22 protein-coding genes and 1 pseudogene are annotated in these 24,260 nt (G+C 53.2%); 13 read left to right on the forward strand and 10 right to left on the reverse strand.

The window, feature by feature from the left end:
• Positions 1-120 precede the first annotated feature (120 nt).
• From CIK78_RS03785 to CIK78_RS03805, 5 genes are all read right to left on the reverse strand, one after another.
• Positions 121-1,095: a tripartite tricarboxylate transporter substrate binding protein gene (locus CIK78_RS03785; RefSeq protein WP_096277361.1), complete on the reverse strand. Its 975-nt coding sequence runs from the start codon at positions 1,093-1,095 to the stop codon at positions 121-123.
• Positions 1,096-1,245: 150 nt separating this feature from the next.
• Positions 1,246-1,914: an N-carbamoylsarcosine amidohydrolase gene (locus CIK78_RS03790; RefSeq protein ID WP_096277363.1), complete on the reverse strand. Its 669-nt coding sequence runs from the start codon at positions 1,912-1,914 to the stop codon at positions 1,246-1,248.
• 11 nt (positions 1,915-1,925) lie between these two features.
• Positions 1,926-2,717: an Asp/Glu racemase gene (locus CIK78_RS03795; RefSeq protein WP_096277365.1), complete on the reverse strand. Its 792-nt coding sequence runs from the start codon at positions 2,715-2,717 to the stop codon at positions 1,926-1,928.
• Between the two features lie 15 nt (positions 2,718-2,732).
• Positions 2,733-3,551 (reverse strand): alpha/beta hydrolase, encoded by an 819-nt coding sequence (locus CIK78_RS03800; RefSeq protein ID WP_096277367.1) that lies wholly within the window; start codon positions 3,549-3,551, stop codon positions 2,733-2,735.
• The gene (locus CIK78_RS03805) at positions 3,548-4,714 is read right to left on the reverse strand and encodes an FAD-dependent monooxygenase (protein ID WP_096277369.1); all 1,167 of its coding nucleotides are present in this window, start codon (positions 4,712-4,714) and stop codon (positions 3,548-3,550) included. The genes CIK78_RS03800 and CIK78_RS03805 overlap by 4 nt, the downstream gene beginning before the upstream one ends.
• Positions 4,715-5,173: 459 nt before the next feature.
• On the opposite strand from CIK78_RS03805, the gene CIK78_RS03810 reads away from it, so the two are divergent.
• From CIK78_RS03810 to CIK78_RS03830, 5 genes are all read left to right on the forward strand, one after another.
• Positions 5,174-5,662 (forward strand): (2Fe-2S)-binding protein, encoded by a 489-nt coding sequence (locus tag CIK78_RS03810; protein WP_096277371.1) that lies wholly within the window; start codon positions 5,174-5,176, stop codon positions 5,660-5,662.
• On the forward strand, positions 5,655-8,699 hold the full coding sequence (locus tag CIK78_RS03815) for a c-type cytochrome (RefSeq protein ID WP_096277373.1): 3,045 nt from the start codon (positions 5,655-5,657) through the stop codon (positions 8,697-8,699). Before CIK78_RS03810 ends, CIK78_RS03815 begins: the two co-directional genes overlap by 8 nt.
• 21 nt (positions 8,700-8,720) lie before the next feature.
• Positions 8,721-8,924, forward strand: coding sequence for a hypothetical protein (locus CIK78_RS03820; protein ID WP_096277376.1), 204 nt, complete (start codon positions 8,721-8,723; stop codon positions 8,922-8,924).
• Positions 8,917-10,425 (forward strand): sodium:solute symporter family protein, encoded by a 1,509-nt coding sequence (locus CIK78_RS03825; protein WP_096277378.1) that lies wholly within the window; start codon positions 8,917-8,919, stop codon positions 10,423-10,425. The genes CIK78_RS03820 and CIK78_RS03825 overlap by 8 nt, the downstream gene beginning before the upstream one ends.
• A 256-nt stretch (positions 10,426-10,681) precedes the next feature.
• Positions 10,682-11,713: a leucyl aminopeptidase gene (locus CIK78_RS03830; RefSeq protein ID WP_096277380.1), complete on the forward strand. Its 1,032-nt coding sequence runs from the start codon at positions 10,682-10,684 to the stop codon at positions 11,711-11,713.
• Positions 11,714-11,763: 50 nt separating this feature from the next.
• Here CIK78_RS03830 and CIK78_RS03835 read toward each other — a convergent pair.
• Positions 11,764-12,521 (reverse strand): annotated as a pseudogene (locus CIK78_RS03835) (transposase domain-containing protein); the annotation flags it as partial.
• Entirely contained in the window at positions 12,487-13,440 is a 954-nt protein-coding gene (locus CIK78_RS03840) for a LysR family transcriptional regulator (RefSeq protein WP_343218232.1), read from the reverse strand. The gene CIK78_RS03840 and the pseudogene CIK78_RS03835, both read right to left, overlap by 35 nt.
• Before the next feature lie 131 nt (positions 13,441-13,571).
• On the opposite strand from CIK78_RS03840, the gene CIK78_RS03845 reads away from it, so the two are divergent.
• The 5 genes from CIK78_RS03845 to CIK78_RS03865 all read left to right on the forward strand — a co-directional run bounded on the left by CIK78_RS03845 (position 13,572) and on the right by CIK78_RS03865 (position 18,232).
• A complete protein-coding gene (locus CIK78_RS03845; RefSeq protein WP_096277384.1) occupies positions 13,572-14,099 on the forward strand; it encodes a TRAP transporter small permease in 528 nt (175 codons plus the stop codon).
• The gene (locus CIK78_RS03850; protein WP_096277386.1) at positions 14,096-15,373 is read left to right on the forward strand and encodes a TRAP transporter large permease subunit; all 1,278 of its coding nucleotides are present in this window, start codon (positions 14,096-14,098) and stop codon (positions 15,371-15,373) included. Before CIK78_RS03845 ends, CIK78_RS03850 begins: the two co-directional genes overlap by 4 nt.
• 30 nt (positions 15,374-15,403) lie before the next feature.
• Entirely contained in the window at positions 15,404-16,393 is a 990-nt protein-coding gene (locus tag CIK78_RS03855) for a TRAP transporter substrate-binding protein (RefSeq protein ID WP_096277388.1), read from the forward strand.
• Positions 16,394-16,451: 58 nt separating this feature from the next.
• A complete protein-coding gene (locus CIK78_RS18135) occupies positions 16,452-17,012 on the forward strand; it encodes a hypothetical protein (RefSeq protein WP_225734189.1) in 561 nt (186 codons plus the stop codon).
• Between the two features lie 95 nt (positions 17,013-17,107).
• Positions 17,108-18,232 carry an iron-containing alcohol dehydrogenase gene (locus CIK78_RS03865; RefSeq protein ID WP_096277390.1) on the forward strand — a complete coding sequence of 375 codons (1,125 nt, stop codon included), beginning with the start codon at positions 17,108-17,110 and terminating at the stop codon, positions 18,230-18,232.
• A 39-nt stretch (positions 18,233-18,271) separates the two neighbouring features.
• Here CIK78_RS03865 and CIK78_RS03870 read toward each other — a convergent pair whose 3' ends face one another.
• From CIK78_RS03870 to CIK78_RS03880, 3 genes are read right to left on the reverse strand one after another with little or no spacing between them, the layout of a single operon-like run.
• Complete coding sequence (locus CIK78_RS03870) at positions 18,272-19,228, reverse strand: biotin-dependent carboxyltransferase family protein (RefSeq protein WP_096277392.1); 957 nt, start codon at positions 19,226-19,228, stop codon at positions 18,272-18,274.
• Positions 19,225-19,923, reverse strand: a complete 699-nt coding sequence (locus tag CIK78_RS03875; protein WP_096282249.1) for an allophanate hydrolase subunit 1 — start codon at positions 19,921-19,923, stop codon at positions 19,225-19,227. The genes CIK78_RS03870 and CIK78_RS03875 overlap by 4 nt, the downstream gene beginning before the upstream one ends.
• A 26-nt stretch (positions 19,924-19,949) precedes the next feature.
• A complete protein-coding gene (locus CIK78_RS03880) occupies positions 19,950-20,702 on the reverse strand; it encodes a 5-oxoprolinase subunit PxpA (RefSeq protein WP_096277394.1) in 753 nt (250 codons plus the stop codon).
• A 483-nt stretch (positions 20,703-21,185) separates the two neighbouring features.
• Between CIK78_RS03880 and CIK78_RS03885 the strand changes: the two genes are divergently transcribed.
• The 3 genes from CIK78_RS03885 to CIK78_RS03895 all read left to right on the forward strand — a co-directional run bounded on the left by CIK78_RS03885 (position 21,186) and on the right by CIK78_RS03895 (position 24,194).
• Positions 21,186-22,169: a TRAP transporter substrate-binding protein gene (locus CIK78_RS03885; RefSeq protein WP_096277396.1), complete on the forward strand. Its 984-nt coding sequence runs from the start codon at positions 21,186-21,188 to the stop codon at positions 22,167-22,169.
• A gap of 81 nt (positions 22,170-22,250) precedes the next feature.
• On the forward strand, positions 22,251-22,814 hold the full coding sequence (locus CIK78_RS03890; RefSeq protein ID WP_096277398.1) for a TRAP transporter small permease: 564 nt from the start codon (positions 22,251-22,253) through the stop codon (positions 22,812-22,814).
• Positions 22,815-22,889: 75 nt separating this feature from the next.
• Positions 22,890-24,194 carry a TRAP transporter large permease subunit gene (locus tag CIK78_RS03895; protein WP_096277400.1) on the forward strand — a complete coding sequence of 435 codons (1,305 nt, stop codon included), beginning with the start codon at positions 22,890-22,892 and terminating at the stop codon, positions 24,192-24,194.
• Positions 24,195-24,260: the final 66 nt, after the last annotated feature.

The following is a 24,260-nucleotide window of genomic DNA, read 5'->3' on the forward strand; positions in this document are numbered from 1 at the left end:
TTGTAACACTGCTCAACCCGATCAAAGAAAATCCGCAAAAAAAAACGCCACAGGCCATGTCTCGCAAAGCGGCGGTTGACCGAAAAGTAGAGATCGTCATCGACGGGGCTCCGGTAGTGGCTAACGCGTCAGTGAGCCATCAACTAGGCCTGACGTTGCAAGAATGTCGTAAACTTCATCTGAACGTTGCTCTAGATAACGCTCAGTTTCATCAAATGGCTTGGGTTGAATTACGAGGCCAATCTTGCTTGCAGCGTCTTGGAACGATGTGTCCTGAAGTAGTGCGTAGAACATATCGGCCAGCTTTTCTCTACGCTCTTCTGGCACTTCTTCAGGTAGGTAGAGCATAAAAAAATCTTCTGCAATGAAGTCGTAGCCTTGCTCTTTAAACGTGGGTACATCTGGCGCGAAAGGGTGACGCTCTTGTGCCGCAACGCCTAAAAGACGAAGTTGCCCGGCTGCATGTTGATCTGCAAGCAGAGGAATAGGCAGTAGTGCCGACATCACTTCGCCGGATAGCAGTGCCGAAACAGTGGGGGCATACCCCTGGTAGGGAATTTTAGTCAGTTCAACGTCGAATTGATTTTCAAGCATGCTAGCAGCGATGTAGGAGAAGCCACCAGGAGAATCATTGCCATTTATAATGTTACCGGGCGTGTCTTTAAGAGTGTCGAGATACGTGGCTATGTCTTCGATGTTCGTTTCACTACTGACCGCCAGCGCGGCAGGCTCCGGACCAATGAAAACCAAGGGAGTGAGTTCATCCAACGATGTGGCATTTGGGTTCATGTAGCTTTGGGCGATAGCGTGAGTACCCATGACCCCGATGGTATATCCATCAGCATTCGCGTTGGCAACATGCCTAACCCCTGTTGAGCCAGCAGCACCGGTAACGTTTTGGACGACTAATGGAACTGAAAAAGTGTCACTGGCATGCTCCGCTATCAGGCGGGCAGCAAGGTCATAAGCACCGCCCGCTGGCCAGGGAACAACGATGTTGATGGGTTTTTCGGGAAAGTCATTGGCAAAAATAGGGGTTGCACACTGCAATCCCAGCAATACGGTAGATGAAATTATTAATAGTTGTTTCTTCATGGTGTATTCCTATGCAGTTTTTTAAGGGTTCAACGCGGTGAGTTTTATGATTGTCGATGTTCGCTGGCGTGCGTTGATGCCTTTTATCTCCTTTCTGGCATTGCTGAAAACTCCATAATGACACCTGGCCTTTCAGCAATGATGGTCAATCTAAGGGGCTTGCAACTGAGAGAGCACCTCATTCAGGCTAATGACATCCCCGTACTTACTATCGATATCAAACAGATTGGCTTCGTGGGGCGCTGGGTGGCGGTCGCCAACGCAGTCGCGCACGACGATCACGCGAAAGCCATGCTGTAGGCCGTCAACCGCAGTGGCGCGGACGCAGCCGCTGGTTGAGCAGCCGGTGATGATCAGCGTATCGACCCCCATCGCGACAAGCGTTGAAGCAAGCGAGGTGCCGAAGAAGGCGCTGGCATACTGCTTGGTCATCACCAGCTCGTCTTCACGCGGTGTTACCTCTGGGCAGAACGCTGCGTAAGGGTTGCCCGCTACCATGGCGCGCATTACCGGCGCTTTTTTCACCCATATGCCGCCATCAATTTGATCCGGCGCGTGATACAGGATGTTGGTGTGGATGACAGGAATACCGCTATGCCGGGCTGCGTCTAACAGTGAGGGCATATTGGCAACGGCATCTACCACGCCCTGGGCAAATAGCGGCGAGCCAGGCGTGGTGTAGCCCTGCATGAAATCGACCACTAGCAGCGCAGGCTTGTTACCAAAGCCAATGCGGCCATCCCAAACACCTTTGTAGTTGTCGTCTAAAGAGCGATCGTCAGCACCTTTGCCGCTGGCTGTCTGGTTAGAGAGCGTCATGATATTTGCTCCTAGTAAGCGCCTGACAGTAAGGCACCAGCGCCGGGCACAATAGGCTCTAAATCGAGCGCTTTAAGCATGGCGTAGGTAGTGGCGATAGCAGCAGTGACCACTGGCTTGCCCGTTAAGGCCTCTACTTTGGCAACGGCCGCTAGCGATGGCATTTGTACACAGGCTGATAGCACGATGGCATCGACGTTGCTTAAATCGAGGCTAGCGACAATGCCAGGAAGATTAGCGGGATCGTGGCGGGCGACATCCAGGTTGTTAGGGATTTCGAGTGCCCGGTAATCCAGCACTTCAATGCCTTCTTGGCGAATGTAGTCGACCACCATCTCGGTGAGTGGCTTCATATAGGGCGCTACCACTACAACGCGTTTGGCTTTCATCACGCCGAGTGCATCGACCAGCGCGCCAGCGCTCGTCACCACCGGCGTATCGCAGCCATTCTCTTTGGTGCGGCTGCGTAAGCGCTGTTGTGATTCGCGGTGATAGCCAGGCCCCATAGCCATGATCGCGACCAAACAGGCGTAGCCCATCACATCGACCGCCGCATCGGAAAGCTCCAATGCGCAGCGGTCTGACTCAGCGTCCATCGCCGCCAACTCGTCCTTGCTGACATTTTTCATGCGCATACGGCTGGAGTGGAAGGTAAAACGCTCAGGCCGTATTAGCTGCCGTGCCGCCAGCATGGCCGGAATTTCCGTTTCCATCGTGATGTTAGAACTTGGCACGATCTGCCCGATGCGATAGTTCTTGGAATCGTTCTTAGAATCGTTCTTGGTCGTGGTGCTGTGAGTCATGATCATTGGCCTTTGTTAGAGTTGTTTGCCGAGGAAGTCTTCAAAAGCGGCAAAAAAGCCGTCGAAATCATCCCAGGGAATCATGTGACCCGCGTTTTCCTCGGTGGTAATCCGCAGGGTGGGCAGCAGATCGATCATTTCAGCGCGATCTTCATCCTGGATAACGCCGCCTTTGCCCGCGCACATCAGCAACGTGGGCACGTTGATGTTGGGAAGGTCTTGGTGGATATCGACGCTGTGAAACTCTTCAAACGCCTGAACTATGGCCGGCTCAAAGCAGGTATGTAGCCACTCAGCGCGCAGCCGCAACTGCTCGTCACTCCAGGTCGGGCAGTAGTGACGCATGGTCTCAATGTCGGCGCCACGCGTGCAGTCACGAATCGAGTCCACATACCACGGCAGCTTGCTGGGATATTCTCGACGTCCTGGTCCTGAAACCGGTGGGTCGATCAGTACCAGTTTGGCAATGCCCTTTGCGCCGCGGCTCATGGCGCGAAGCGCAAAGCGCGCGCCCATGGAGTGGCCCGCTAGAATGACATTGTCGAGCCCTAACTCATCAATAAACGCAATCACATCGTCAGCGCAGGTGTCGATGTCGTAAGCGAGCTCGGGGCCGCTAGACGATAAGCCCCGCCCACGGACATCCAGCACGTAGGTATCGAAGTGCTGACCCAGCCGCTCGGCTACAAACCCCCAGGTGATAGCGGGGCTCGTAATGCCCGGTATCAGCACCAGCGGTTGGCGTGAGGGCTGAGCGCTATCGCCGAAACGCAGGTAGTGCTGGCGAATACCGTTGGCATGTAAGTTCGCGCCATAAAGATAGGTGCTGCTCATACTGGGCTTCCTTCATTGATCGCGTCAGGTTGCTTCAGTGGTACTTCAAAGGCATCGTAGGCGAATACCCAGGCTGGATCTTCATCTGCACGTAGCCATGTATTGTCGTGGGAGACTTGCTGTACCCGCGAGGCACGCTCAAAGCGATTGGTGCGATAAAGCTCGAAAGCACGTTGATAATTGTCAGCGCCAACCTCTTCCAGGCAACGCACCAGCATGGCAGCATCTTCAATCGCCATGGCGGCGCCTTGAGCCATATGTGGCTTCATTGGGTGACAGGCATCACCAAGCAGTACTAATCGGTTTTCATGCCAAAGTGGTAGCGGATTACGTTCCAATAAAGGCCACTTCGTAACGCTTTCTGTGCAGTCAATCAGCGCTTGTACGGTGGGGTGATAGCCTTTGAATGCTGTACGCATTTCTTCCTGTGAGCTATCGACGAAGGAGGTGCCGTGGTTCCAGTCGGGTTCAGGCACGCCCGTCACGTAGTAATACTCTTTTTCGTCGCCGGTGACGAAATAAACCATCATATGACGATCTTCAGACCACCACTTCACGCACGCCTCAAAATCCAAATCGTACGCCTTGAGCTTTTCAGCGGAGATAATCGCACGGTGGGCAACCCAGCCACTGTAGATAGGTGCTTCAGTGCCGAGTAATTTCTCACGCAGGCGTGAATTAACACCATCAGCACCAATGACTAAATCCGCCTCTTCCGTCGAGCCATCGGCGAAGGTCATGACGACTTTATCGCCACTGTCATCGACATCGACCAAGCGCTTATCGAAATGTAGATTATCCTGGTCGAGCGTGCTCACCATTAATTCGTGGAGGTCGCCACGGTGGACGGTGATATAGGCTGCCCCGTAGTTTTCGAGAGCAAACTCACCCAGTGGTATACGCGACTGATATTCCCCCGTCATGCCGTTACGGCTGAACCAGTAATCGGGATGTGACCCCATAGCATTAAGCTTGTCCTCAATGCCGATACGCCGCATGACTTTCATAACGTTGGGGCCAAGGTGAATTCCCGCGCCAAGGCGAGAAAAAACTGGCGCTTGTTCGTACACCTTGGTGGGATAACCCGCTTGCTGCAGCAGTGCGCCAGCCGCAGCACCGCCAAGACCAGCGCCAATGATTGCAATGGTGGGTTTATTTTTCATGTCGTCGTTGCCTCGCTGTTTTATTCACACACCACCGTGCAGAGCGCCTCATGGAGTGAGTTTGTAAATGCTATAAAACAACGTATACACCATTTATTTGTTGGTCAAGGATTTAATAGGAAAATTATTTTTTATGAACAAATAGATTGATTGAGTATATATTTTGCTGAATTTAATAACTTTTTTTGTATTTTTATAGTTTTTATAAAAACTTGAAAGGCGTATCAATTGAGTGCTATATGTTTATTAGTGTTTTTTTATGGCGTGTACGCTTGTTATGCACGTTTGTGAGCATCGCCGCACTGTACCGGTGCACGCCTAGCGATGAAGGGGAAAATAGGCTGACTATTCAGTGCTACGAAAGGTGTTTGGCGAGCAGGTTTTATGCGTACTATCTAATTAATAGCTAAGTCGTACCCAGGCATGAAGGCCGTTTTAACAATAAGATGATGATTCCTTATGACGCTAACGTTGACAGTCAATGGACAAGAACATGAGTTGGCGGTGTCCCCGCAGACGCCGCTACTCAATGTGCTGCGTAACGACCTAGCGCTTAATGGGCCTAAATATGGCTGTGGCTTGGGCGAATGTGGTGCATGCAGTGTATTGATCGATGGCATGGCCGCACGAACGTGCGTGCTACCCGTGTCCGCTGCCGTTGGCCATAACGTCATCACGCTTGATGGGCTGGCCTGCAACGGCCAGCTTGACCCTGTTCAGCAAGCCTTCATTGATGCGCAAGCAGCCCAGTGTGGCTACTGCCTGAACGGTATGATTATCACCGTTCGTGCGCTGTTAAATCATAACGCACAGCCTTCAGCGCAACAGATTCGTACAGCGCTTGAGCATAATCTGTGCCGATGCGGTACCCACGTTGAAATTTTGCAAGCAGCGCGGCTGGCTGTTGACCTCAATGCGAGCCGATTGCAGGAGCCACTTCATGAGTGAAGGGCAGCGGCTTCGTCGTCAGCATCATCAGGCGAGCATTCCCGCGGCATTGGCGCATTCACGCTATGGCGTCGTCGTACGCCCACCTCACTATCATTGGGATGGCGAGCGGTTTGAGAGCGATCGCTTAATCAGTGTTGATAGGTCCAGCGTCGGCTCACTACCAGGTGCTATTGAGGTGGTGGTTGAAGAAGACTTTGTCGGTGTTGTCGCCAGCAGTTTGGCCTTGGCCATTGATGCGGCTAAGCAGCTCAAGGTTGAGTGGCAATCCGTGCGTCAGCCAACCAATAGCGCACCTGATTCTGTTAAATTTACTTCTCTCAAATTCAGCGCTGTTAAAAAAAGCCCTCAATCGCAGGCCTCAATGCGCCAGCAGTATGGCTGGCCGAGCCGGATGCATTGGGGAAATAGCCCTGGCTGGGTGATCGCGGATTACCGCCAGCACCAGCTCGATATTTGGGGAGAAACCGTTACGCCGCTGGCGCTTAAGCACGATTTGAGTCGCTTAACCGCATTGCCCGTTAACCAGATTGAGCTCTATTGCCTCGACCAAACGCACGTGTCGCGTCAAGCAACCGGGCTTGGCCGCCATTGCGGCGATGATGCCGCTGTCGATGCGGCGCTAATGTCTAAGGCGGTGGGGGCTCCGGTAACGGTTTGGCTTGATGCCCGCTATGCAAAAGATAAAGAGGCGCTGGGGCAGGCACAGCGAATGACGCTAGAAGCCGATCTTGCCAGCAGCGGTGAGATCGCCCGTTATCATTATCAGCAGGCTAATATTATCGGTGAGGTCGCCGCTGTAGGGCTCTGGCTGAGTGGCAAGGCCGTGACCGCCGAGCTTACGACTGAGGCTGGGGCTACTGAGGCTTCGAATAATAACGATGCGGCGCCGTTTTCACCTTACGTTTTTCGAGACCAATATCTTGCTTCAAGAAGCCAATCCAATACCCTTTCAAGCGATCCTACTGTTGTCGACATTCAGCAGGCGTTTGCGCGAGAGTCGTTTCTAGATGAGGTGGCTCGTAATAGCGAACAAGATCCCATTGCGCTGCGTATTCGTCACCTCGACGATGCGCGTGGCATAGCGCTGATAGAGTCGGTCGCTAAACGGGCTGAGTGGACGCTGCCGCTGTCGCCGCTTTCTCCCACGTCAGCGCCAAGTTCATCGCCGCAGGACCTGCTGCGAGGTCGCGGTTTTGCATACTCCCAGCTCCCAAGCCGTGATCAACGTGAGGCACCCGGTGTACGCTCCGCGTGGATTGCCGACGTAGTGGTTAACCGGATTACCGGTGAGGTGCAGCTGACCCGCTTGATTGTTGGCCAAGACACGGGTCCTGATGTGGATACCGCGCGTCTTCAGCAAACGCTCCAAACACGGGTATTGGGTGAAGCTCGCCCGCTTTTGGGGCAAAGCCCTGCGTTTGATGAGTGGGGTGATGGCCGCAATGTACTCGTGCCCGTCGCTTCAGGAGCAGGCGAGCTGGCTACGCGCGGCTATCAACCGGCAACGCAAAGGGTGCCTTCTTCTTTTAACCAACCTGCTAGCGATGTATTAACCGGGGCTGAGCTATCGCCCGGTGTTGCCGTGATTGCCAACGCGCTATTTGATGCGACCGGCATTCGTTTTCGCCAGCCTCCCTTTACTGCCAAGCGTGTCCGCCAGGCACTCCAAGAGCCGACGGTGGAGAGTGCCGGGCGTCCGGCTAAACTGCAGCGCCCTGCGAGGCGGCGCTGGTTAGCCGCTGCGGCACTGACTACAATGGCGGGCACGGTGGCTATAGCATGGCCGTGGAAAGGCGCCGTGGTCCCTATTGCTCGGCCAGCCGCCAATCTTTATTCCGCCGATACCATTGAGCGCGGGCGGCTAGTCGCTGCTGCTGGCGATTGCGCAGCGTGCCACACCGCTGACAATGGTGTCACCAACGTGGGTGGGCGTTCATTTGAAACCCCCTTTGGAACGCTCTACAGCACTAACATTACGCCAGACGAGGTAACGGGTATTGGTCAGTGGTCCTACGCGGCGTTTGAACGAGCAATGCGCCATGGCATCAGCCGCGATGGCAGCCATCTCTATCCCGCTTTTCCCTATACGGCGTTTGCCAAAACAAGTGATACCGACTTACAGGCGCTGTACGCTTACCTAATGTCTCAGCCGGCGGTGTCATCGGACAAAACCGTCAACGATCTTGCTTTTCCCTTCAGCGTGCGCTCTTTGATGGCCGGCTGGAACGCGCTTTATCACGACCCCACTCCCTTCCAACCAGACCCCATGCAAAGCGAGCTTTATAATCGAGGCGCCTATCTGGCCGAAGGGTTAGGCCACTGCAGTGCTTGCCATAGCCCACGTAATGCCATGGGCGCGGAGAAAAGCGGCAAGAATTATTTTGCAGGGGCCTTTGTTGATGGCTGGGAGGCACCGCCACTCAATGCGCTGTCGCGTGCGCCGGTTGCTTGGAGTGAAACATCGCTCTACGACTATTTGCGCCATGGTGAGTCGGCGCTGCATGGCGTTGCCTCTGGCCCTATGGCGCCAGTCGTTGCGGGATTGGCCGAATTGCCTGAATACGACGTGAGAGCCATTGCCCACTATGTGGCCACACAGATGCAGGCACCGACGGATGATAGCGAGATAGCGGTGGCGAGGGCGGAGCAGCGTGTGGCCAGCGCCACGCTTAGTGCGCCCGGTCTTGAGGCGGGCGAGCGCCTATTCGATGGTGCTTGCGCGGCCTGTCACGTGGCAACCGGAGTACCTACTTTCTCCAGCGCTAGTACGTCACTCGCGCTGAATACCAATATTCATAGTGACCACCCAGACAACGTTATTCAGTCGATTTTAAGCGGTGTCCACGCAGACCACGTTCCAGGAGTCGGCAGCATGCCTGGTTTTTCCGACAGTTTTAGCAATACCCAAGTCGCTGATTTAGCGATGTATCTTCGAGCGCGCTTTGCACCAGATAAAGCGCCTTGGCAACAACTAGAACAACGTAGCGCTGATTTACGCCAGCCTCACCAAAACAACACACACTCTACTCCATGATGTAATAAAACGAGGTGGACTATGAAACCTGAGTTTGGAAAACGAAGTAAATGGATATGGCTCGTATGGATAGTTGTCCTGCTGAGCTATGTAGTGCCTTACACCCTGCTGAGCAATGTCGCGTTTTGGTACGGCAGCTTCTTGTTTTGGGCGGTTGCAGGGTTAATTGTCATTGCGCTGAACGTGTTTATCACTAAAGATTTCGAGGATCACAGCAATGACTGAGTCACTCATTTGGTGGTCTATTGCTATCTATTTATTGATTGCGGTAGGCATTGCGATTATGTCGCGACAAGGCGCTGCAGAAAGTATGTCTGGATACTTTTTGGGCAATCGACAGATGAACGGGTTTGTCTCGGCGCTGAGCTACAGTGCCACCACCTACAGTGCGTTTATGATGGTCGGTTTAGCAGGCCTCACCTATGCCGGAGGCGTGGGCGCACTGGGGTTTGAAATTATTTATTTTGCGGGCGTTTCCCTGGTGGCTATCTTCGGGCCGAAGTTTTGGGCCGTCGGGAAAAAATTTGGTTATGTGACGCCGAGTGAAATGCTGGGTCATCGCTATAACAGCAAACATGTCGCGATGGCGGTTTCTCTTGCCAGCTGTATCTTCCTGATTCCTTACTCAGCGGTTCAGTTGGCGGGTGTGGGCTATCTCTTGCAAGGTATTACCGATGGCGCGATTACCTTTACGACGGGCGTCATCATGGCCACGGTGATCGCCATTTTCTTCTCTTATATAGCGGGAATTCGCTCGGTCATGTGGACCGACTCTCTCCAGGCGATCATGATGATTGTGGCCTCGACGCTGGTGGCGTTTCTGGTTATCCAGGGTCTGGGGGGCTTTAGCGCGCTCTTCGATACTCTGGCAACTGAACATCCCCAGTCTCTCACGGTGCCGGGCTCAGGTTTGTTCAGCTTTGTTACTTTCTTAGGGCTAACGATTCCTTGGTTCTTCTTTAGTCTTTCTAATCCTCAAGTTAGCCAGCGCCTGTTTATGCCTTCTTCACTGCGCGCTATGCGTCAAATGCTGATTGGTTTTCTAGTGTTTGGCTTTATCTACACTATGGTGTCGGTACTGTGGGGCTTCTCTGCTTTAGCCGCCTTCCCCAGCCTTGCACGTGCCGATTTGGCGACGCCCACGCTGCTAGCATCCGAGTTTGTACCACCGGTACTGGGTGTGATCGTGATGGTCGGCATTATGGCAGCCGCCGTTTCTACTATTGATTCCATCATGCTGACGCTGGCCTCCATGGTCTCTCGTGATGTCTATGCAAACGTGAAGCCTAACGTCAGCGAAAAACGCCAGCTGCTGGTGGGTAAGTTTGTTGTACCTGTCATCGCAATTTTGGCATTGGGCTTTGCCGAGCTGCAGTTGGACTTGATTGCCGTACTGTCAGTCGCCGCATCGTCTGGTCTGGTCGCGATGGTGCCCGCCATTATCGGCGCTTTCTATTGGAAGCGTGGCACTGGCGCTGGTGCCTTAGTCAGTGTGGTGGGCACGAGTGCTTTTGTACTGCTGATGTACGCCACTGGAAACTCACTGCTGGGTCTGCCTTCCGGCATATGGGGAATCGTCGTCGCTAGCGTGCTTTTTGTTGGCGTAAGTCTGATGACCAAGCCCCATCAAGCAGCCACGGATGCCTTCTTTGACGCCATCTCAGAAGAGTTGGGTAAAAAGCGCGGCCACAAGGTTAGCCCGCCGGCTCAGGAGTCGAACGTTTAGTTTTATCTGACAATATTTAGAGCGTTTGACGCCCAACATTGGAGGCTCAAACGCTCTCAAGAAGATTTTCCTAAGGAGCCTCTGATTAACGTAATGAGCGCAGGCTAGGCAAGGCAAAAATCAACGAAAAAGCGAAGTTTACACGCTGTAAATGAGCATTTTGAGGCGATTTTTAACGCCGGATGGGCAAGCGTAATAGTTAATCAGAGGTTCCCCAACACGATATAAGCTGTACACCAGCGAAGTAGGAGTCTTTATGGATCATGCAGGCTTTACGGAAATCTGTCTCCACCAGTTAAAAATGTCCGGCGTACACGAAGGTGAAAGACTTGTGGTGCTTACGCAGGGAAGCGAGCGGCTGGAATATGCTGATGCCTTTATGGCTGCAGGCCAGCGCTTAGGCGCCAATATGTACCACATGCGATTACCCGCGCCGTTACCTACAGGTGGCTGGGCCGTGGGAACAACAGGGCTTGCCAGCATGCCCGACGCGGTGGAAGCGCTCAAAAATTGCGATATGCTGATCGACTGCATTTTCCTGCTTTTCTCACCTGAGCAAATGGCCATTCAAGCGGCCGGTACACGGATCTTAACCGCCGTTGAGCCACCGGAACTGCTGGCCAGAATGCTGCCTACCAAGGAACTCAGGGAAAAGGTTGAATTAGCCGCCGAGTTGCTGGCAAAAGCCAAGGTTATGCGCATCACGTCGCCCCACGGGACGGATGTCACCTATCAACTTAATACATACGCCACCGTTGCTGAGTATGCCTGCACCGATGAACCCGGGCGCTGGGATCACTGGCCGTCCGGCTTTGTATTTACCGGCGGTGATGATGACGGCGTTGATGGCACCATTGTCGTTGCGCCAGGCGATATTTTGCTGCCCCAGAATATGTATGTCAGAGAGCCGATTACGTACACCATCAAGAAGGGCTGGATTACCGATATCCGCGGCGGGCTAGATGCGGAGTTGGTTAAATCCTACATGGAAAGCTTTAACGATCCGCGTGGGCTGGGCATGAGCCATGTAGGCTGGGGGATGAACCCTAATGCCAAGTGGCACCGTATGGTGCCAGGCGAGTTTCCCGGCGGCATGGGCATGGAGCCGCGCAGTTTTTATGGCAACGTAATGTTCTCTACCGGGCCAAATAATGAGTTAGGTGGCACTAACGATACGGCCTGCCATCTCGATATCCCGATGCGCAATTGCTCGCTGTTTCTGGATGGTGAACCTATCGTGGTTGATGGCGATATTGTCGTTAAAGAACTGCAAATGGCTAGGGGCTAAGGCGAACAGGACGTCGTGCAGTTAAAAGCCCCCGGTTGGAGTAATGCTGTTCACTTAAGCGGCGCAGCCTTGCGATTCACCGGATAGCGGGTTTTGGATATTTTTACCGTTCTCGGCCTTGACGGTCGAGGACGGTCATCTAAGAAGAGACTTGCTACGCCCACTCTCAATTCTGAAAGCCGTGCCCCCGTTCTCGATAGGGGGTGTGCTGCAGCCATGACGATCAGTTGGGCCGCAATATACTGGTAGGCTGATTTAAAACGAATTTGACACGGCGCGCGACCATGCCCCACCGAGGCCTGACTCGCCTCCCGCCGCACTACGTTATACGCCAAGAGCAAGCCCCACACTTCCGGATAGATCAACTCGACTTTCTTGCTATGCAGCGTCACTGCATTATTTTGCATAGAGGATTTGATGCCTCGGAAGCCTAGCTCTATCTCCCATCGTTAAAAGGCGTTTGACGATTCGTTGACGTATTTCCCGGCCCAAAATGTTCTCGCAACTCTGGTATGTCGGGTGTTCGCAGTAAGGCTCCATCGATGGCCAGGACTTGTAGGCCGTGCCAGTCATCGCCAGGGTAACGTTCGAGTCCCCACTGCTGGCCAGTCCGATTGAATAGCCATTCTAGCGGGTCAGCCCCCATGCGTTGCCGAGCCCCTGATATCCCACTTCTAGCCAATAAAGCGTCATTAGCGAGCCCTTGCACGCAGATATTAAGACGCCGCGCAACCTCACTGACAGGTTCGTTTCTAAACAGCTCCATCCCTTTTTCATGTCTTACGATCCAGAGGAGGCAGGAGGGCAGTGAATTGTTCGCTGAGCAAACGTGCCGCAGGCGAGAGACTGCGATCCCGTTTGTGTACGAGATAGTATGGTTCGCTGCGAGCAGGGAGATCGACCAACAAGTTGCTCGTCATTCCGGTGCGGCTGAGTACTTGAGCAACTTCAGTTGACAACAGTGCAACGAAAGTGGGATTGCGTTGAAGGAGCGATAAGGTGGCAAAAGCTGAAGTAGTTTCTACCAGTTCGTTCGGAAAAGGCAGGCCGTGTGTCTGGAATTCCTGTTCCAAATAGCGCCGCATTGGCATGTCTGCTGCGTAAACAATCCAAGTGCTTGCTGCCAGATCAGATAATTGCGCATTAAGCCCTGTCAATGGGTGACTTGAGTTGGCCACGATGGCTAGCTGCTCTTCCCAGATGCGGGTAGTGATATAGGCTTCCGGCCGAGGGCTGACGCTCGTTCGACAGATAGCGATTTCGAGGCGACCACTGTCGAGCAAGTCAAGCAGATGAGCGCTTGTGTCCTCAACCAGTTCGATGCGCATTGCCGGCTGGCGCTTGAGAAGCTGGGTCAGATGGTCGGTCAGAAGAGGAACGGCACCCATTATGGTTCCTACAGCAAGACGCCCACCATGCCCATCAAGAATACTTTCTATTTCTTCTCGAAGATGGGCGAGATCTTGATATATCAAACGTGCATATCGAATGATGCAATGCCCCACTTCATTAGGGGAAAGGCCTCGATTTGTTCGAAGAAACAAGGCTGACCCTACGGCTTCCTCGATTTCCTGGAGCGCCTTGGTTGCGCCTGGCTGACTTATTGAGACACTTTCTGCTGCCTTAATTAAAGATCCGTGTTCATCAATCGCAATGAGTAACCGGAAATGCCGGAGACGTAGACGGGCTGTAATGGATTCCAAGCTGGGGATCATGGGTATAACCATTGGTTATGTCTGTATTGGTAGTTTTTATTATGCTTGCCTGTGCTAGCTCACTATATTGTTGACTATCCTTAAGGCGCAATGCTGGAACTGAAACAACAACAAAAAGGGTACCTAAGCCCTAGGAGAATAAAATGCCAAAGCCGCTACAGTGGCTGTTTAAATTGTTCGATCATCTCGTGGTGATCGGCATGAGCATAATGGGCCTGATGGTTTTTTGGAACGTAGTACTGCGTTATGGCTTTAATTCGGGTATTCCATTTTCAGTAGAAGTTTCCCGCCTGATCTTCGTCTGGATCGTATTTTTGGGGTCAGTTGTCGCGTTAGCGCAGGGTATGCACATGAGTGTGAATACGCTTGTATCGCGCTTGCCCCGGCCCATGCGTATTGCCTGCTTTCTCGTCAGTCATGGGCTGATGCTTTGGTGCTGTTGGTTGATATGGCAGGGGAGCTGGATTCAGACTTTACTTAACTGGAATAATCGAGCGCCGATATCGGGCATCTCGGTAGGCATGATGTATGCCGCTGGCCTCGTCGCTTCAGCCTGTATGGCCCTTGTATTATTCGTCAACCTCTGGCGCTCGCTAAGGGGGGAATTGCCCCAGACCTGGTCAGGCGAAGATCCTTATGCCGTTGTTCGGCCTGAGGAGCAGGCGCGATGACAGCCATTATATTTCTCGGCTCCCTTTTTGGGGCCATTAGTATAGGAGTGCCGATAGCCTTTGCACTGATGGTGTGCGCCATTGCAATGATGTTATTGATGGGTAATCTCGATGCTCAGATTATGGCGCAAAAGCTCATTGACGGCGCTGATAGCTATCCATTGATGGCCATACCTTTCTTTTTGCTGGCTGGTGAGTTCATGAATGCGGGTGGGCTGTCCCGTCGCATCGTCAACCTCGCCTTAGCCCTGTTTGGGCATTTTCGCGGTGGGCTTGGCTATGTCGTTATTGGCACGGGGCTGTTGCTTGCCAGCCTTTCGGGCTCGGCAATCGCCGACACAGCAACCCTTGCCGTGATGCTCATTCCGCTGATGCGCGAGGCCGGCTATCGTGTGGAACGCTCAGCAGGTCTTATGGCGGCTACCGGCATCATTGCGCCTATCATTCCACCATCGGTCGGGTTCATAGTGCTTGGCGTAACGGCCAATATATCTATAGTACGTCTGTTTATGGCCGGTATCGTGCCTGGCATGTTGATGGCGCTTAGCCTTATTGTCGCTTGGTGGCTTGTCTCGCGCAGGGACAATGTCGCTGTTCTACCCAAAAAATCGGGCTCTGATATTCGTAAGTGCCTTCGAGAGGCCGTTTGGGCGTTGATTTTACCGCTCATCATTATCGGCGGGCTACGCATGGGTATTTTCACGCCGACGGAAGCCGGTGTCGTGGCTGCCGTCTATGCACTGCTGATCAGCCTACTCATTTACCGGGAGATGTCCCCTAAGGATCTTTATTGCGCCATATTGAATGCTGGCCGTATGACAGCGGTCATCATGATTCTTGTTGCTGCCTCGATGGTGACGGCCTTCCTCATTGCCATCGCCAATCTACCCGGCCAGATGCTGGTGTACCTTGAGCCATTCGTAGGGTCGCCGATTCTGTTGATGATGTTAATCGTGATCACCGTCTTTGCCATCGGTATGGTGCTTGACTTCACGCCTGCTATCACGATTCTCGTGCCTGTGCTCCTGCCGATAGTTATCGCTGCTGGCATTGACCCTATCTATTTCGGCGTCATGTTTATTATGACGGCGGCTGTCGGAATGATTACTCCTCCCGTCGGTGCCGTCCTCAACACCCTTTGCGGCATTAGTCGAATCAGCATGGACCAGGCGGTAAAAGGTGTGCTGCCTTTCCTGTTTGCTGAAATCCTAGTTCTAGTGATTCTGGTTCTATTCCCTGCTCTTGTGACCGTTCCGGCATCCTGGTTCTCATAACTATAAATCCAAAAATGAAGAGAGAAACTCATGAAACGATTATTAAAAGCATTGGTTGTTTCGACAGCCCTTATTGCGGTCGTATCGGCATCGGCTCAAGATGCTCGATTGGGGTATGTACCCATCAACGAGCACCCCGTCGGGCAGGGCTCAATCCGATTTGCTGAGCTTGTCGCTGAAAAAAGCGACGGTCGCATCAACATCCAAACGTTCGGCAACGGCGTCTTGGGTAATGAACCCCAGATGCAGTCTTCGCTGCAAGGTGGCTTCCTTGATGTCATGGTCGGCCCAACGTCAAATCTAGTCGGCACCATCCCCGAATTTCTCATCTTCGATCTGCCTTTTTTTTATGCCGACTTTGATGCTGTCGATGCGGTGATGGACGGGGTCGTTGGTGACGAACTCTTCGCTAAACTCGACGCCATGGGCTTAGTGGGCCTTGCTTATTGGGATAATGGCTTTCGCCACATGACCAATGCAATTCGTCCAATCAATTCGATCGAGGACATGGCAGGGCTTAAGATCCGCGTGATACCCAATCCTTTATTCATCAGCACATTCGAAGCTTTAGGCACCAATCCCACCCCGTTGCCTTACCCAGAGCTTTTTAATGCCTTAGAGAGCAACACTGTCGATGCGCAGGAAACGCCGGTAGGGCTTATTTACTCGTCCAAGTTCTTCGAAGTGCAAGACCATCTTGCCCTTACTGGGCATGTCTATACACCCTATGTACTTCTAGCTAGCAAAAAGTGGTTCGACAGCCTAGCTGAGGATGATCAGCAGCTTGTTATGGAGGCTGCTCAAGAGTCCGCTGAATACCAGCGTGCTCTGTCACGTGATGATGCTGATCGTCTGGTTGGCCTACTCGAGGAAGAGGGCATGGAAGTGACACGTCTTTCTGAGGAAGAGATGACCAAACTGCGTGATGCGGTTGCCCCAGTCGTTACTGAATTTTCCGAACAAATCGGCTTGGATCTTATTGAGCAGGCACGTGCTGATATGGCGGCTGTTGCTGACTGACTTCATTTGGGGCCGACAAGATCGGCCCTCCGCTTAGCAATAGTATTTGGAGCGTATTATGCGGCTTATTCAGTTTGTAACCAGCGATAAAGAACGCGCCGTGGGGCTCGTATCCGATAAAGGTATAGAGCAAGTAAATAGTGTCATATCGACTCGAGAACTTGCGCTTGATGCTATTCGAGGCAAGCAAACCATCGTGGAAAGGGTTAATGCCTTGGGCTTAGGTGAAATCCATGATTATGACGTGCTCATTAAAGCAGGTCGTGTTCTGCCACCCCTTGATCACCCCGATGCAGCCCATTGCATCCTGTACCTTGCACACGCCAAGTTAAGGCACTGTTCTTATGGTCCTGAATTGCGCGTAGGCGAATTGCCGTCTCATTTAAAGGGCACTGTCCGCATTCGACGGAATGGCTACGTATTCTGGGAAAAATCCTTCCCGACCGGGGAAGACAACATGTCTCATTCTATCGCCAATCTGGAATACCACCACTTCAAGTACAACCAGTTCCTCAGGTCTGGTGATGTGCATGTGCAGTTTCTCGGCACGTCGGTGGCCTCGCAACAGAGGATGGCAACGTCTTTGAAATCGAGATTCCAGAATTCGGTCGCCCGCTGATCAATGGGGCAAAGCGGGTTCAAGAAGCCGTCAAAATGGCATCCATTCGAGCTCTCTAGCCGAGCGCACTATTTACCTTAAGCTAAAGGCACATTATGTCGCTGATCACATATCTTACCGAAATTGAGTTTGGCGCTGGCAGTATCAGCGAACTGGGAAAGTATCTTGACCGCTTCGGTGTCCAACGTCCATTGGTCATCAGTGATCATGGCATAAAGGCCGCAGGGCTGCTTGACAAGGTGGTTAGACAGCTGAAGGCTGAGGCGCCGGTGTTTCTGGACGTGCCGACCAATCCGACCGAAGCGGCCACTGTGGCTGCGGTTGAGGTATATGTTGCCAATAATTGCGATGGGCTTGTGGCCATCGGGGGAGGATCGCCCATTGATCTTGCTAAAGGTGTTGCTCTGCTTGCCACCCATGGTGGGTCTTTGGCTAAATACGCACTTATCGAAGATGGGATGCAGGCCATCACAGGCAAAGTTGCCCCCGTTATTGCCATTCCTACCACTGCGGGCACTGGTGCAGAAGTCGGCCGGGCTGCTCTTATTACGCTTGAAGATGGGCGAAAACTTGGTTTTGTTAGCACTTATTTGATCCCAAAATGTGCAATTTGTGATCCCATGCTCACCTTGGGATTGCCACAATGGCTAACGGCAGCGACGGCGCTTGACGCCTTGTCGCATTGCTTCGAGACATATTTATCCCCACGGTATAATCCACCCGCCGAAGCCATTGCTCTCGATGGCGCCGCCCGCATCTGGAACAACATCGTGACGGCATACGAAGACGGCACCAATCTAGATGCCCGCACGGAGCTGATGATGGGCTCGCTCCAGGGCGGCTTAACCTTCCAGAAGGGGCTAGGCGCTATTCATGCACTCTCACACGCCTTGGGAGGACTGCGTGAGTTACAGCTACATCATGGCACCCTCAATGCCATTTTTCTGCCTAGCGTTATGCAAATCAATCGCGATGCGGTGCCTGAAAAAATTCGCTGCATAGAAACCGCACTGAAGATCCAAGAAGGAGGTTTACCCACTGCTCTTGCCGATCTCAATACACAGTTGGGAATCCCCAAAGGGCTCCGCAGTTTGGGCGTCAGAGAGAGCCATTTCGATTATATCGTTGAGCGCGCTATTGCCGATCACAGCCATGTAACCAATCCGCTTCAGCTTACCGCTGACCAATATCGACAGTTGATCAAGGAAAACATGATTTAGTTTTGCCGACTCCGGTAGCTAAGCAGGCATCAATGAGTTTCACACCTCACGCCAAACCGTTAACTGCTGTCGATAATCATCCTGCGCTTGGCTGGCGCTGACAGGGGTTAGCCACACCTTCGTGCCCGGCAGGCATTGGGAAAGCATCGCGCAGGCGGTCGGGGTGAGCGCACCCAGGCGCGGATAGCCGCCAATTGTCTGGCGATCGTTCATGAGTATGATGGGCTGACCGTCAGGCGGTACTTGAACGGCACCGAGTGGAATGCCTTCGGAAATAATGCCGGTCAGTGAGCCATTCAGGACAGGTCCCGTGAGCCGCACGCCCATACGATCGGCACGGTTATCCACCGTCCAAGGCTGATTAAAAGCCTGGAACAGAGAGCGGCCGCTGAAGGTGGCGATTTGTGAGCCGAGCACGACAGGCAGGCGGCATTCTGTTGCGGGCATACGCAAAGCTTGGCTGTCAGGGAGTTGCTTAACCGCTGGGGCATCGCCTTGCCACGTCAAGCGGTCGCCCACTTTCAGCGGTTTACCATCTTCATGTAAGCCGCCTAGCTGCTCACGGGCGGTGCAGGCGCGACTGCCCAGCACTTCGGGCGCATTTAGCCCGCCGGGAAACGCGAGGTAGGCCCGCAACCCCTGGCGAGGCTGGCGAAATACTAAGCGCTGGCCGGGCGTCAGGGTGAAGCTTGTGTTCGGGGCCAGTGGCTTGTCGTCTAACTGGGCATCCAAGTCAGCGCCCGTTAGCGCAAGGTGCACTTCGCATTCGGTTTCGAGGCTTAAGCCGCCGCCCATGACAATCTCGAGGGCTGCGCTGTTTGGCTCGTTGCCTAGCAGCCAGTTGGCCCATCGAAAAGAAATCCAGTCGGCCGCACCGCCTTGGGTCACGCCAAGATGGCCCACGCCAAATCGTCCGGCATCTTGAATTAACGCCAGCGGTCCTGCTTGTTTAACGAGCATTCCTGCGGGCGCTTTACGCGTAGCAACTTGGCTCATGAGCGCTCCTCCATCGGGGTGGTATTACCACCGTCCGCTTCAAACTCGGCGCGCGAGATCGCTTTAAACCGTACTTTGTCACCAGGGCGGAACAGGGGGTCGCCACGCTTGGCATACTCGAAAAGCGGCACGTTAGTACGGCCAAGAATGTTCCAGCCACCTGGCGAAAGCAGCGGGTAAATCGCCGTTTGGCGATCGGCAATACCTACGCTGCCTGTCGCGACTTTGCGGCGCGGCGTTTTTAAGCGCGGGGTGGCTAGCGCTTCATCTACCAAGCCCATGAAGCCATAGCCGGGAGCGAAACCGAGTGCGAATACGCAGTAGTCGTGGTTGCAGTGCTGTTCGACCAGCGCCTCGACGCTTAAGCCCGCGCGCTTGGCGACCAGGGGCAGCTCGGGCCCCACGCTTTCGTCATACCACACGGGAATTATGTGTAGTTCACCCGCTTGGGTATCTGCAGGCGTGAGGTTGCAAAGCGTCTTGTTGATAAGGCTTAGGGCATCGCTGTGATTCAGCTGCTGACAGTCGTAGTGAACTAATAGCGTGGTGTATGAGGGGACTAAATCAATTAAAGCGTTCCCAAAGGCGGCGCGCAGGGCTTGATCGGCGGCGATCACCCACGCCATATTGGCTTCATCAATGGTATCGAACAGGCGCACCATTAGGGCGTCCATGGCGGTCGTTTCAATGCGCATTTTAGGACGTATTTGAATGCTCGGTTTCACGCCTGCTCCAACGCCTGAAAGGCCTCGCGGATGGCACGCACGGCGGCCACTGATTCGGGATTGTCGCCGTGAACACAAAGTGTGTCGCAGGCCAGCTGTAGCGGAGTGCCGTCAAGTGAGGTGAGCGATTCGCCTTTCGCCAGCATCACCGCCTGATCGACGATAGTGTGCTGATCGTGATGAACGGCGTTCGGTAAGCGCCGTGAGGCCAGATGGCCATTGGCATCGTAGGCGCGGTCAGCAAATGTTTCGAACCATAGGGTAATGCCCAGCTTGGCGGCTAACTCGCGGTGCGGCGCAGCGTCGGCCGTCGACATCACCATCAGCGGCAGGCTGGGATCATAGGCACGCACAGCGCGCATCACGCCTTCGAGTAACGCAAGGTTAGCGGCCATGTCGTTATACAGCGCGCCATGGGGTTTTATGTAGCTGAGTTGCGTGCCTTCCGCTTGGCATATGCCCGCCAGTGCGCCGACTTGGTAGAGCACCATATCTTCAGCCTCTTCCGGGGAGCAGGCCATTGAACGGCGGCCAAAGCCCATTAAATCGGGGTAGCCTGGGTGCGCACCAATACGCACGCCGTGCTGGACAGCCAGTTTGACGGTACGTCGCATCACATGAGGGTCAGAGGCGTGAAAGCCACAGGCGATATTGGCGCAATCGACATAGGGCATCACATCGGCATCTAAGCCGAGGCTCCAGTTGCCAAAACTTTCGCCCATATCGCAGTTAAGCAGGGGGATGGCCATAGCGACTCCTGTTATTTAGGTGCTTTCACTTAGCAAAAGCTAACGTGTAAACCACCAACAATATATGAATACGGCTTGCCCAGTGCCAATCGTTTTTGATAATTTTTATTTTCTACTGCTCTTATCATATTGTTATTGGTTGGAAAAATGATTAATCGCTGAGCGCGATATATTTTAGCGCTAGCAGCAGGGCGTGATAAAAGCGTTGGCTGTAGTCACTGTTAAAAGTGGCCTCAACATTGCATGGTTAATGCATCGTCACGTGCGTCATCACTCTGTTTAAAGGGCTGGCAGTACGACAACGCTTATTTTATCAGTCAACCATTGCTAGAGCATTCCGTATGGCCTGCCCAAGCGCTATGCTCAGAGGGCGAATGGATATTACAACAACACGTTTCTCCGGGCGTTGGATTACTTCCAGTGCCTCCTCTGGTACTACTACAGAAGTAACACATTAATAAAATGAATAAGAGGGTTCTCAAGATGCGCAAAACACTAACGTCTACACTGCTACTGGCAACTGCCTGCGGCTTAACGGTCACGGCTCACGCTGCCGAATGGACTATGGCCACGCCCTATGGCGATGCTAGCTTCCACACTCAAAATACCAAGCAGTTCGCCGAAGATGTGGCAGAAGCTACCGATGGTGAGCTGACCATCACCGTTCATAGCGGGGGGGCATTGGTCGCTCATGGGGAAATTAAGCCGTCGGTCCGCCGGGGCACTATTGATGCAGGTGAAGTGTTTCTCTCGGTTCTGTCCAACGATGACCCTATTTTTGAAGTCGACACGCTGCCAGGCGTAGCGGGTAGCTATGATGATGCCTACGCGCTTTGGGAAGCGACTAAGCCCATGATTACCGAGCTATTTGCTGATCAAGGATTGATTCCTTTGTATGCGGTTGCGTGGCCCGCGCAAGGTATTTACACCGCAGAAGCACTCACAGATCCTGCGCAGTTTGAAGGGTTGCGCGTTCGTGCTCCTAACATCAATACCCAGCGCTTCGTCGATTACTTGAGTGGCAGCCCCACAGAAACCGAAGAATCGGATATTCCCACCGCGTTCAGCACTGGCCGAGTGGATGCCATGATTACCTCCAGCTCCACCGGCAGTTCCATGGCCGCGTGGGATTATGTAACGGATTACACCAATGCCAACCTGTGGCTGCCTAAAAATATAATATTCATGAGTCAGCGTAGTTTTGATGGGCTGGATGAAGCGACTCAGGACGCGTTAATGGAAGCCGCCGCTGAGGCTGAAAAACGTGGCTGGGAGATGAGCCAAGAAGATAACGATGCTAGTTTGGTCACGTTGGAAGAGAAAGGTGTTGCGGTTTCTGAGCCTAATGAAGCCATATCCGCTGCCCTACAGTCGGCTGGCGACAAGCTCTTTGAAGACTGGCAGTCTCGTGCCAATGACGAAGCTAAGCAGGCACTGGAAGCTTATCGCGATCAGCGGGATAGCTAATCCTCATCTTGATAGCTCTTGTGAGGGGCTGGCTTTGGCCAGACCCTCTGTTTTTCCCATGTGCTTCGCGAGACTGTGAATATGACGTTTAAATTCGACAAACTCTATCGCCTGGGAGCTTGGGGAGCAGCGGCGTGTATGGTGGCTATCTGTGCGCTCATCGCGTTCCAGGTGACCTTTCGATTGATAGATGCTCTGCTTGTACTGGTTGGCTTGAGCCGCCTGGGTTTAAGTATTACCGGCGTTTCGGAACTGGCTTCTTACCTGCTGGTAGGGGCGACCTTTTTAGGATTAGCCTACACCTTTGTGCACCATGCCCATATTCGTGTGACGCTGCTGATTGGACGTCTGCCATCGGCCGTGCGCGTTTGGTTTGAAGTATTTTGTTTAATTATTGCGCTGGCGATCAGCCTAATACTGAGTTACGGCCTGATTGAGCTGGCAAGAGAAAGTTTGGCGTATAACGATGTTTCCTCAGGATTTTTGTCGATTCCGATATGGATTCCCCAAACCGTGCTGGCGACGAGCGTCGGCCTGCTGTGTTTGGCCCTTATCGAAGCCTTGTTGATGGCATTGCGCATCGCCGCCCGCGACCCCTCGAGCTTTCGCGAGGCCACCGCGACGGATGACAGTGAGATGCACTGAGGTTATGTCTGCTAAGTCTATGACAACTCACTTTGTACTTACTCAGCCCATGCTTTTTATTCCGGAGACGCCCGCGTGCTATTACTAAGTTTGGCTACCATTCTTACTCTTATGCTGTTGCTTGGCAGCGGGGTGTGGATCGCCTTCGCGCTGATCGGCACTGCCTGGATAGCATTAGAGTTCTTCAGCTCGTTCTCACCAGGATCGATCTTAGCCTCAGATTTTTGGGGGGCTAGCTACGGCTGGGACCTTACCGCACTGCCTATGTTTATCTGGATGGGTGAAATACTGTTTCGCTCAGGCCTTGCCGACAATATGTTTCGCGGCCTGTCACCCTGGCTGAATCGACTGCCTGGCCGTTTACTTCATACCAATATTATTGGCAGCGGGATGTTTGCTGCGGTGTGCGGCTCTTCCGCGGCGACCTGCGCTACGGTGGGCAAGATGACGCTACCAGAGCTTGAACGACGGGGCTACGACAGCAATATGGCGATTGGTACGCTGGCCAGCGCCTCGACGCTGGGGCTGTTGATTCCACCGTCTATCGTGCTGATCGTCTACGGTGTGGTGACTGAGCAGTCGATCTCCAGGCTGTTTATGGCAGGCATTGGCCCCGGTTTAATGATCCTGGCAATGTTTATGACCTATCTCATTTTATGGGCGCTGCTTAAAGGCAATCGTGAAGGGCTTACCGGTGAAGATGAGTCGGACATGAGCTTTGCGGAAAAGCTGCGTAATACGTGGTCACTCGTCCCTATTTTGCTACTGATCGGCGGCATTGTCTTTTCAATCTATGGTGGGTTAGCATCGCCCACTGAGGCGGCTGCGGTGGGTGTGGTGCTATCGATTGTGATTGCACGTTTTAACGGTCACTTTGATCGCGATATCTTCAAAAACTCACTGTTTGCCGCTGTCCGTACGGCCTGCATGATCGCGTTTATTATTGCCGGCGCCTCATTTTTAACCTCGGCGATGGGCTTTACTCAAGTGCCCATGAAACTGGCTCAAGCGATTAGTGAAATGGGGCTTTCACCCACCATGCTGCTGGTAGCACTGACCCTGCTTTTGCTGGTGATGGGGTGTTTTCTCGACGGTATCTCGCTGATTCTGCTGGTCACGGCGATTATTATGCCGGTGGTAAGCGCTGCGGGCTTCGATTTGATTTGGTTTGGTATTTACCTGGTCGTAGTGGTTGAAATGTCGCAGATTACGCCGCCAGTTGGCTTTAATCTGTTCGTGATTCAAGGATTAACCGGTAAAGATATTCTGACCATTACCAAGGCCACGCTGCCGTTTTTCCTACTGATGCTGCTGGCGATTGCATTAATGCATATCTTTCCCGGCATCGCCCTCTACTTGCCTGAAGCTATGAATAAATAAACGCACGGATTGGCCATAAGGCAGCATCCAGGCTGCTTTGAAAGTGCCTGGATGCTTAACTGATAC

The organism is Halomonas sp. JB37 (genome assembly GCF_002332255.1).
GTDB lineage: Bacteria > Pseudomonadota > Gammaproteobacteria > Pseudomonadales > Halomonadaceae > Vreelandella > Vreelandella casei.